Below are 5,116 nucleotides of genomic sequence, written 5' to 3'. Positions count from 1 at the left end.
GTTCAGATTCTAAGAAAATTATAGAAGGGTGGAATTTCTATGAAACGATATCACTACAAGCGTATCTAGCCGAAAACTCGCTATCCCTTCTATTTTAGTTTAATGTTAAGTATCTAAACTACTACTTTTTAAAAAGTAGTAGCTCTCTAAAAGTCTTAATTCTATGAAACGATATCAATTAATTTGTATCTAGCCGAACCTCTTAATCTCTTAATCTCTTAAAAATTTACTACCTTCAAACTAAGAAACAAACAAACGAGCTGAAGCGTTGTGGTGCATTTAAAAATGACGAATAAAAAATACAAATCAAGGTTTTTAAACGGAATTTTAATTCTAATAATTGGACTTTTTTTACTTGACGGACTAACATCTTTTGAGATTAAAAGTCAACTTATAAAATCGTTTACATATTTCGGAATTATGATATTGACACCTCTAACCTTAATATGTAATTTATTTAGTTTCAAAAAGACCAAATGGAAAATCGCTAGTTCAGTTCTTCCGTTTCTAACATTAATTGGAATATTGACAATTGGACCAATGAAAATCATATTTTCTTCGAGAAGTTGGAAAACACAAAAAATACTCTATCAAAACGGACATTTGGACTTTAAAAAAGTGGAATTCCAAATGCAAGATGTTGGAGCTTTAGGTTATAACAAACGAACTGTTGAAGTTATATATTTGACGGACTTGTTTATGATTGTTAGTCCTGTAGAAAAAGATATTGACAAACGAGTTGAATGGGTGAAAATAGACAAAGAAATAAATGAACACGGACTGCAATTTCCGTGAAATAAAAATAAAAAACGCACCACAACACCGTATAAAAATAATTACGGTTTAGTGCTTAAACAAAGGCAATTGCGTGTTTGCCTGCGTCTGATTTTCCTTCGAAAAATCCTCGCACTCAAACACGCAACGTTCCTTACACAATCACGTTGTAAAACATTTTCATAAGCCAAGTTCAATCATTTAAAATTTTCCCAATTAGAGTATATTTAACACTTTTAGAATTAAAATAGTATTTTTTTGATATTCAATCAAACTTAAAACTTCCTATGAAAAAAACAATTCTTCTCCTATTATTTCTATTTACTTACTCAAATACAATTATTGCACAAAATAAATTTTCCGAAACGGAAAAACTAACAACCCTTGCAAAAATTTATGGATTCCTAAAATATTATCATCCAGAAGTTGGAAAAGGAAAATACGAATGGGACCAAGAATTTATTAAGCATCTTCCTGAAATAATGAAAGCAACTGATAAAGAATCATTATCACTTATTTATATAAATTGGATTAATAGTCTGGGAGAAATTGAAAATTGCAAAAAATGTGATTCAAAAGAAAATTATTTTGACAAAAATTTTGATTTGTCTTGGACGCAAGACTCAACATTTTTTACTAATGAACTTTCATCAAAATTAAAATATATTGAAAAGAATAGAAATCAGGGAGAAAATTTTTACGTTTCAATTGAACCTCAAGGAAATATAAAAGTCACAAACGAACCAATTTATAAAAACTTTGAATACCCAAATGAAGAATACAGATTATTGGGATTGTTCAAATATTGGAATATTATAGAATATTTTTACCCCTATAAATATCTTACCGACCAAAATTGGAATTCCGTTTTGAATGAAGTTATTCCAAAGTTTAGGAACTCATCAAACAAAAGTGAATATCAATACACAATAAAAGAACTTGTTGCAAAATTAGACGACAGTCACGCTTTCATCACCTTTACAAACGAAAGACAAAAACACCTCCCAATTAAAATTTCTCACATAGAAAATAGAACGGTTGTTTCGGGGTTTTTCAATGATTCCCTTGCGAAACTAAATGGTTTGAAATTAGGAGATATAATATTAAAAATTAATGGGGTAGACATAACAAAAGAAGTAGAAAAAAAATCAAAATATGTATCAGGCTCGAATGCTAATTTCAAAACTAAAAAAGCCTTATCATCAATTCTAATTGGTAAAGAGAATATTGTAACACTAGAAATTGAAAGAGATAATCAAATCAAACAGATTCAAGTCAATCGTTATAATTTTAAAGATTTTAATTATTCGTATAATCCAAAAATAAAGTCAACATCAATAAATAAAAATATCGGCTATATCAATATGACCGGTAAGTTTGGGGTTAAAGAGTTTGATGAAATATTTGAACATTTTAAGTCCAAAAAGACAATAATTGTTGACTTAAGAGGATATCCTCAACTTAAGTATAAAATGTATACGAGATATTTTAATTCAAAAAAAAGAGATTTCGCTTCAAAATACACCCCAAATATCCATTATCCAGGGAATTTTTATTTTCATGAAAACCTAAAAACTAATAATAGTAAAAAAGCTTTTAAAGGAAAGTTCATAATTCTTGTAAGTGAAGATTGCTTAAGTTTATCGGAATTTACTATTATGGCTTTTCAAACAGCTGACAATGTAATTACAATAGGAAATCAAACTGCTGGAGCCGATGGAAGAAATATAAAAATTGACTATTTAGGTGGCTACAAGACTTACTTTACAGGTATTGGCATATCATACCCAGATGGCTCAGAATCACAAAGAAAAGGTGTTAAAATAGATATAGAAATAAAGCCAACGATAAACGGTTTAAGGCAAGGTCGAGATGAAGTTTTAGAAAAGGCGATTGAAGTAGCTAATAAATAAAATACTGTTGCCAACATAACCACAATTATAAACCAAATTTATGGAGTAAAATTAAACCGTACTGGTTTTGGAAAAAACCCATAGCAAAGACGGTTTGTCGTTTTATTAAAATGAAGAAATTATCTTTTATACAACTATTGTATAGTTCCTTTGTTTCAATATATTCTTAATCTTTCGGTAATTTTAGGTCTTTACACACTTCCTTTAATAATTCACCCGGGTCTTCATCAATAGCAAGAGAAATTAAGTACAATTCTTTCACTTTCAATTGTGTATTCAAATTATTCGAAAGTTCACTTAGTCGCGTTTTACTAATGCCAGTTTTGCGAGACACATCTGATCTGTTTATTGATTTTTTAGCGAAGAATAATCCTAATTTTGTCATGCACTTATCTTGTTTTAAGTACATAAAGTTAATCTTTAGGACAAAATATTCCGATTTTCTAAACTTTAATTTGTTATTTTGTCCGTTTATAAGTACATTAGTTCATAATATCTGAAATATCAATCTGATTATGTAAACTTTAAAACAGTGGGTACTATGAGTCAAGATGCTAATATACATAGGGAACAGCTTATCATTAGGCTCACTACCATTCTTGAAGTAAAATATATTTACTGCTTAGATTTTGGGTTTCAAGATTACAGGAAATATTTATTAATTGTCATTTTAGAAAGAAACTGTTCTTCCTTATTAGCCAATGAATTATCCTCTATGGTTGCTAAAATATTTCAGAATGAAACGGATTTTTTATACCGGATATTCTCATTGGAATATGCCCAGCAACAACTAAAAGGAGAAAACTTGTTTTTTGTTCATGGATGTACTTGGGATAAAATTATATTTCAGAATTCTGATGCAGAATTAGACAGCTTTTATGAGTGCCATATCCCCGAAAAAACACTAAGTATCATACAATCAATATTCGAAAAAGAATTTTCCGCTTTAAAACACTATCCCTTTAAAAAAGGGCTATACACTGCTGGAATTGTTACTGAAGGTTATTTGGATGTTTCATTTATGATATCCAATTTACTTAAGGTATGTATCATCGCCATGGAAGCGGACTATTGTTCAACACGTTCCATTCCCGAACCAGAACATAATATTAGAGAAGTTCTTAGGTATGTACTGGACCTGATACCTCATAACGAAATGGAAGTATTGGACGCCTTTAGGGAGTTGGCAGTTACATCATAAATCATTAAATGAAGTCAATTTAATACCGAATAAACATGGAATCAAAAAATCAGCAAGTAAAACTACTTAAGGAAATTCAGCAACTACACCAAAATCTCCACGGGAAGCTACAACCTGTAACGCTTAGAGGTAAAGTCTATTACCAAGCAAGCTTTATGGTTAAAAGCAATGAAGGTCTAATTACACAAATAGCGAACCTTTTGGAAGTCTGTGTCTTTGCTTTGGACGGAAACGGCATGTTATTGTCCCCGAGTAATCAAAATATAACAAAAGAAGAAAGTGTTAGTCGGGTATTGGAAATGGTGTTAGACCTTCTACCTGATGCACAAATGTTTTGTTTAGATAAGATTACAGAAATCCTTTCGTCACAAGAACTCAAAAAGGAATAACCTTAAATAAAATGGGATATGAAATCAAAAAAGAAGGCACTTGAAAAATTGATGAAATCAACTAAGTATAAATTCGACACATTACAGCCATCAGATATTCAAAAAGGTAAATTTAAGGCTACTTACTTACAATTTGAAGGCTATTTAGATTTATTCACCACTATTGAAGCTTTAATGAATGTCAGTATTTTGGCTACACAAGGAGATACTTATTGTCCTCCTTATATAAAGAATCATGGTAAGGACATTCGTAAAACCCTAGAATTGGCACAAAAACTTCTACCTTTTGATGAAGGTGAATTTTTGGATGATGTATCTGCTTTAATGAAGCAATCTTAAAAAAGATTATTTCAGAAACATATAGGAAACAAGACCCACACAAGTAACAATACAAACAATAAAAATCACAACTGCCCAAGTAGGATAAATTTTAGCTTGATTGATTTTGTTATTAAAACGATTTTCAAAGCTTTTCATAAATTCCTTATGAGATGCCATTTCCTGTTGATGGGTTTCAATCATGGATTTATACTCCGTTAAATCCATCTTAATTTTGGTGTCAATTAATGCCCTATTGATTTTCTCTAATTTCTCAATACCAGTTTTAAAGTCACTGAGTTCATTGACTACTAATGCTGTTAACTCTTCAAGTTTTGTCATAATTAGGTGTGTTTTATTTAGTAAGAAATCCCTCTTTGTATCGCTATCTTTATTGCTTTTTTCAGTACAAACTTGGTTAGTTTCAATGCTAGATTTGGTGTGAGATCAACTATTTTTCCTGCAATCATTACTCCTGTTTTATTGTTCTTTAAAATTTGAGCTCCTTCAATACCTGATAT

Annotated in this window: 7 protein-coding genes; 5 read left to right on the top strand and 2 right to left on the bottom strand. The window is 30.2% G+C overall.

The genetic code is table 11. The annotated features are described in order from the left end of the window. Positions 1-285 precede the first annotated feature (285 nt). Together MWU65_RS17280 and MWU65_RS17275 are read left to right on the top strand one after the other, a co-directional pair. Entirely contained in the window at positions 286-795 is a 510-nt protein-coding gene (locus MWU65_RS17280; protein WP_247079932.1) for a hypothetical protein, read from the top strand. Between the two features lie 266 nt (positions 796-1,061). After that, positions 1,062-2,687 carry a S41 family peptidase gene (locus MWU65_RS17275; RefSeq protein WP_247079931.1) on the top strand — a complete coding sequence of 542 codons (1,626 nt, stop codon included), beginning with the start codon at positions 1,062-1,064 and terminating at the stop codon, positions 2,685-2,687. Positions 2,688-2,853: 166 nt separating this feature from the next. Here MWU65_RS17275 and MWU65_RS17270 read toward each other — a convergent pair whose 3' ends face one another. Next, entirely contained in the window at positions 2,854-3,072 is a 219-nt protein-coding gene (locus tag MWU65_RS17270) for a helix-turn-helix transcriptional regulator (protein WP_247079930.1), read from the bottom strand. Between the two features lie 156 nt (positions 3,073-3,228). On the opposite strand from MWU65_RS17270, the gene MWU65_RS17265 reads away from it, so the two are divergent. The 3 genes from MWU65_RS17265 to MWU65_RS17255 are packed head-to-tail and all read left to right on the top strand — an operon-like array spanning position 3,229 to position 4,616. Then, complete coding sequence (locus MWU65_RS17265; protein WP_247079929.1) at positions 3,229-3,888, top strand: hypothetical protein; 660 nt, start codon at positions 3,229-3,231, stop codon at positions 3,886-3,888. A 35-nt stretch (positions 3,889-3,923) separates the two neighbouring features. Continuing rightward, positions 3,924-4,277 carry a hypothetical protein gene (locus MWU65_RS17260; RefSeq protein ID WP_247079928.1) on the top strand — a complete coding sequence of 118 codons (354 nt, stop codon included), beginning with the start codon at positions 3,924-3,926 and terminating at the stop codon, positions 4,275-4,277. 18 nt (positions 4,278-4,295) lie between these two features. Next, the gene (locus MWU65_RS17255; protein ID WP_247079927.1) at positions 4,296-4,616 is read left to right on the top strand and encodes a hypothetical protein; all 321 of its coding nucleotides are present in this window, start codon (positions 4,296-4,298) and stop codon (positions 4,614-4,616) included. A 6-nt stretch (positions 4,617-4,622) separates the two neighbouring features. Here MWU65_RS17255 and MWU65_RS17250 read toward each other — a convergent pair whose 3' ends face one another. Then, positions 4,623-4,937 carry a DUF6730 family protein gene (locus MWU65_RS17250; RefSeq protein ID WP_247079926.1) on the bottom strand — a complete coding sequence of 105 codons (315 nt, stop codon included), beginning with the start codon at positions 4,935-4,937 and terminating at the stop codon, positions 4,623-4,625. Between the last annotated feature and the right edge of the window lie 179 nt (positions 4,938-5,116).

This window comes from Cellulophaga sp. F20128 (genome assembly GCF_023015805.1).
GTDB lineage: Bacteria > Bacteroidota > Bacteroidia > Flavobacteriales > Flavobacteriaceae > Cellulophaga.
Note: the sequence above shows the minus strand (reverse complement) of the source record. Positions and strands in the feature narration are given on the sequence as shown.